This window comes from Streptomyces sp. NPDC086519 (genome assembly GCF_040686075.1).
Taxonomy (GTDB): domain Bacteria; phylum Actinomycetota; class Actinomycetes; order Streptomycetales; family Streptomycetaceae; genus Streptomyces; species Streptomyces shenzhenensis.
The window spans coordinates 1-5,298 of sequence record NZ_JBFBJL010000139.1 but is presented as its reverse complement, the minus strand read 5'-3'; the positions used below and the strand labels follow the sequence as shown (position 1 = coordinate 5,298).

Below are 5,298 nucleotides of genomic sequence, written 5' to 3'. Positions count from 1 at the left end.
AGCTTCATGGGCCCCTCCCGGGAGGTCAGTGACCGGGCACGTAACCGCGCTTCTAGTCGACGACGTTCAGCAGCCCGCAGCGTCGATCTCAGCTCGGCCGACGGGCCTACAGCGGCGGATAGGCGTTAGCCATCAGCTGCTGGAACTGGGCGGAGAACCAGTGCCCGGACAGCGGCGCGTTCGGCAGGGCGCCGGACAGGTTGTTGCCGTTGCGGGCGTTACCCGTGTACGTCGGGTCGCACATCTGGTCGAAGCCCTTGCCCTCGTCGTTCGGGATGGCGGTGCTGGAGCCGTCGGACTCACCGGGCGGCTTCATCCAGACGTAGGCGTCGATCCCGGCGGCCGGGCTGGCCTGCGGGCGCTCACCGAGGCCGGCTCCGGCCTGGTTGCACCAGTTGCCGACATGGATCCGGCGGTCGTAACGGCCGCCGTCGACGTACGCGTCCACGCTGGTCGTCGGGCCGGGGCCGGCCGGCCGCGCGCTGCCGCCCCAGCCGTTGCGGGAGGTGTCGATCAGCATGCCGATGCCGGAGTTGAAGCCGACCGAGACCAGTTCGGTGCGGAAGGCCTGCGCGAAGGAGAGCTCGTCGACGTAGCGGTTCCAGTCGACCCACTTGGACTGGCGGACGGAGGTGCCGTTCACCGTGTCGTTGATGGTGAAGTTGTTCTCCTTCAGGGCGCTGTAGTTGGCCGTGTTGGTGATGAACCCCTGGACGTCGTCGACGGTCGCGCCCTCGGCGTTGGCGGCCTGGTAGAAGAGCTGGGCGGCGGGGGCGAAGTTGTCGTCCCAGCCGAGCCAGCCGTGGTGGCCGGCGTCGAGGTAGTTGTAGACGTTGGGGATCGCGCCGAGCTTGGCGAGGGCGTAGCCGACGCCCTTCACGTAGTTGCCGTTGGCCAGCATGGTGTTGCAGTTGGCGGTGGCGGTGGCCCGGCTGCCGGTGTTGGTGACGAGGTTGGGCAGCGAGTCGATCTCGATGGTGGTGACGATCCGCAGCGAGGCGTACTTGCTGTCGGACAGGATCGCCGCGATCGGGTCGATGAACTGCGTCTTGTACTTGTCGATCTCCGTCGGGCCGAGTTCGCCGTTCGAGGCGAGGGCGGCGCAGTCGCGTCCGGGCAGGTCGTAGATGACCAGCTGGACGACCTCCTCGCCGCTGCCCTTCTGGGCCAGGGCCGCGTCCAGGTGGTCGCGCAGGCCCATGCCGCCGTTCACCCCGTTGATCGCGGCGATGCGGTCGAGCCAGACGCCGGTGGGCTGGTTGGAGACGCGGGTGCCGCCCGGTTCGGCGGCGGCCTTCGCCGACCACTCCGGGTTCACGTACACCTTGGCGCCGGAGTACGGGTTGTCGACGCGGGTGCCGGAGCCGCCGCCGGTGCCCCCGCCGCCACCGCTGCCGGTGCCGTCGTCGACGTTGCAGGTGACGCCGTCGAGAGTGAAGGAGGTGGGGATCGCGTTCGTGCCGCTGTAGGACCCGTTGAAGCCGAAGCTGACCGAACCGCCGGTCGCCAGTGCGCCGTTGTAGGTCTCGTTGCCGGCGGTGACGGCGGTGCCGCTCTGGGAGAGCTTGGCGCTCCAGTAACTGGTCACCTGCTGGTTGCCGGCGTACGACCACTTCACCGACCAACTCGACTTCGCCGCCGCGTTGTTGGTGACGGTGACCGCGGCGGTGAAGCCGGTGCCCCAGTCGTTCTGGATCTTGTAGTCGACGGTGCAGGGAATCGCGGAGATCGCCGTGTCGGCGGCCGGCGTCACTGCGGCCGCCGGCCCGGACACCCCGGCGACGAGCGCCAGGGCGGCGAACACCGCTGTTCTGGTACGACTCATGAGTGCGGGTTCCTTCTTGATTCGATGGACGTGCTTCTTCGGTGGGTGTGCTTCTTCGGTGGACGTGCTTCTTCGGTGGGTGTGTTACGGGTTGATCGCCTGGAGGTGGTCGTGCAGCCCGGCGCCGTACGCCGTGGGCGTACCGCTGTAGTCGGAGATCAGGGACGGGCCGGAGGAGCAGTCCCAGGTGTTCCAGGTCCAGCCCAGGTAGGACAGGCCGCGGTCGTCGAACCACTTCATGACCCGGTCGACGAAGGCGTGCGAGCAGGTGTTCTCGCCGATCTCCCCGGCGACCAGGGGGACTTGGGCCGCGACCGGGGCGAGAGTGGAGTTCCAGCAGCTCTCGTCGGCGCAGGTGTTGAAGTTGTAGCCGTGGTAGGCGGCGACGAGATTGCCGGCCGGGTCGGTGGGCTTGTACGTCAGCCACTGGCTGAGGTCGTTGGAGTACGCGAGTCCGCCGATCATGATGACGTTTTCGGCACCGGCACCCCGGATGCTGTCCACCAGGTCCTGCATCCCGGCCACTTCATAACCGATGCCCGGGCAGGTGCCGCCGTCCCGCCAGCACTGCCAGGCCTGGGCGGTCGTCGAGGTGGCCCGGTCCGGGTAGGGCTCGTTGAACAGGTCGAAGACGGCCGCCTGGTCGTCCTTGAAGGCGCCGGCCACCGAGGACCAGAACGACGGGGAGTACTGCGCGTCCGGCATCGGCTTCTGGCAGGTGGCGTGCACGTCGGAACAGCCGGACGAGTTGCCGGTGTACTGACCGTAGGACCAGTGCAGTTCGAGGATCGGCGTCAGCCCGTACGACTCGACGCGGGTCACCAGGTCCTTGACCGCGTTGATGTAGTTGGCGCCCGCGTACTCGGGTTTGACGTTGGACAGGCCGAGCCAGCACTCCTCGTTGAGCGGGATGCGGATGGCGTTGGCCTTCCAGTCGGCGATCGCCTTGATGGCCGTGTCGTCCACCGGGCCGTCCCAGATGCCGTAGCCCTGCACGCACATGAACTCGCCGCCGGAGCGGTTCACGCCGAGGAGGCGGTGAGCCGTGCCGCCGGCGTCCACGAGCTTGGTGCCGGAGACGTGCAGGGCCGGTGCCGTCCCGCCGGCGGGCGGCTCGGTCGGAGTCGGCGTGGGTGTCGGCGTGGGCTGCGCGTCGACGTTGCACGTCGTGCCGTTCAGCCTGAACGCCGTGGGTACGGCGTTGCTCCCCGACCAGGAGCCGAGGAACCCTGCGCTGACACTGGCGCCGGTGGCGAGGGAGCCGTTCCAGCTCTCGTTGGCGGCGGTGACCGTCGTACCGGACTGGGACCACTTGGCGTTCCAGCCCTGGGTGACCTCCTGGCCGTTCGCGAAGTCGAAGCTCAGGCTCCAACTGCTCACGGCGGCCATGTTGTTGGTGATGGTCACAGAGCCCTGGAAACCGGTGTCCCACTGACTCGTGACCGCGTACTGCACCGTGCATGCGGGTGTGGCGCCGGACGCCGACACCACCGGCACCAGTGCGGCCCCGACAAGGGCGACCGCACCGGTGACGGCTAAAAGAACTGAACGCGGGGGGTGTCGCATGAGCGACTCCTTGCAGATCGGGCGCGCCGTGACCGACGCGTCGACTGAATGGAATCGCTCCCACTGGTGCGAAGGAAGGTAGCGCCAAGTGCGGGCAAAGAACAGAGGAGCGGCCCGAGTTTCCCGCGGTGACCTCAATCGAATCATTTCGACTCTTCGACAGCCTTGACCGCACCATGCCATATCTCCACTATGGGAGCGCTCCCACTGGTTCAAGCCTTGACTTCTCCCCGAGCCGCAAGCGCAAGGAGGAACCAGCACATGCGACCCGGATACGCCATGCAACCCGGGAGGAGACGCCGAGCCGTACGGCGGTTGTGGACCGCCGTCGTCGCGGCCCTCGCCCTGCCGCTGTCCATGCTCGCCACGGGCACGACTCCCGCTCAGGCGGCGACCGTCCAGTGCAGCGTGGACTACAAGACCAACGACTGGGGCACCGGCTTCACCGCCGACCTCACCCTCACCAATCGCGGTACCGACGCGATCAGCGGCTGGACGCTGACCTACGCGTACACCGGCAACCAGAAGCTGGTGAGCGGCTGGAACGGCACCTGGTCCCAGTCCGGCACCTCGGTCACCGTGCAGAACGCGTCGTACAACGGCACGATCGCGGCCGGTGCCGCGGTGTCGACCGGCGCCCAGTTCTCGTACACGGGCAGCAACACGGCACCGGCCGCCTTCGCGATCAACGGTACGACCTGCACCGGCGCGCACCAGCCGCCCATCACGGTGCTGACCAGCCCGAGCGCGGGCGCGGTCTACACGCAGGGCGACGCGGTCCCCCTGGCGGCGACCGCGGCGGCGGCCGACGGCGCGACGGTCAGCAAGGTGGAGTTCTACGACGACACCACGCTGCTGGGCACCGACACCTCGTCGCCGTACTCGCTCTCGGTCTCCAGTTTGACCGTGGGCAGTCACTCTCTGGTGGCGAAGGCGTACGACAGCCTGGGCGCGTCCGCGTCCTCGACGCCGGTCGGCATCACGGTCTCCTCGGGTCCCGCCGTCGTGGCCTCGCCGACCCAGCTGGGCATCGAGCAGGGCGCCACGGGCACGTTCGGGGTGAGTCTGTCGAAGCAGCCGAGCGCCAGTGTGACCGTGTCCGTGGCCCGCACGGCCGGCAACACCGGGCTGTCGGTGAGCGCCGGATCGTCACTCACGTTCACGCCCTCCAACTGGAGCACCGCGCAGAACGTGACCGTCGCGGCGGACTCCTCCGGTACCGGGAGCGCGACGTTCACGGCCTCGGCGACCGGCTACAGCGGCGCCACGGTCACCGTGACCGAACTGGCCGCGTCGAACGCGTACGACGCCCGCTTCCTGGACCTCTACGGGAAGATCACCAACCCGGCGAACGGCTACTTCTCCCCCGAGGGCATCCCCTACCACTCGGTCGAGACACTGATCGTCGAGGCCCCCGACCAGGGCCACGAGACCACCTCGGAGGCGTACAGCTACCTTCTCTGGTTGCAGGCCATGTACGGCAAGGTCACCGGTGACTGGACCAAGTTCAACGGCGCGTGGGACCTCATGGAGAAGTACATGATCCCGACCCACGCCGACCAGCCGACCAACTCCTTCTACAACGCGTCCAAACCGGCCACCTACGCACCGGAACTGGACACCCCGAACGAGTACCCGGCGAAGCTGGACACGTCGGTGTCGGTGGGCTCGGACCCGATCGCCGGTGAACTGAAGACCGCGTACGGCACGGACGACGTGTACGGCATGCACTGGCTGCAGGACGTCGACAACGTCTACGGCTACGGCGACACACCGGGCGGTTCCTGCGAGGCGGGTCCGACGGCCGCCGGCCCCTCCTACATCAACACCTTCCAGCGCGGTCCGCAGGAGTCGGTGTGGGAGACGGTTCCGCAGCCGACCTGTGACGCCTTCAAGTACGGCGGTAC

At 68.1% G+C, this 5,298-nt stretch carries 3 protein-coding genes; 1 reads left to right on the top strand and 2 read right to left on the bottom strand.

Translation table 11 applies throughout. The features are described 5' to 3' along the window. Window positions 1-106: 106 nt before the first annotated feature. On the bottom strand, window positions 107-1,825 hold the full coding sequence (locus AB0P24_RS47490; RefSeq protein ID WP_365805661.1) for a glycoside hydrolase family 6 protein: 1,719 nt from the start codon (window positions 1,823-1,825) through the stop codon (window positions 107-109). Between the two features lie 84 nt (window positions 1,826-1,909). Next, on the bottom strand, window positions 1,910-3,391 hold the full coding sequence (locus tag AB0P24_RS47485) for a cellulose binding domain-containing protein (protein ID WP_365805659.1): 1,482 nt from the start codon (window positions 3,389-3,391) through the stop codon (window positions 1,910-1,912). A gap of 279 nt (window positions 3,392-3,670) precedes the next feature. On the opposite strand from AB0P24_RS47485, the gene AB0P24_RS47480 reads away from it, so the two are divergent. After that, window positions 3,671-5,298 (top strand): glycoside hydrolase family 48 protein (locus tag AB0P24_RS47480; protein WP_365805663.1); only part of this gene is annotated, 1,628 nt, incomplete at its 3' end.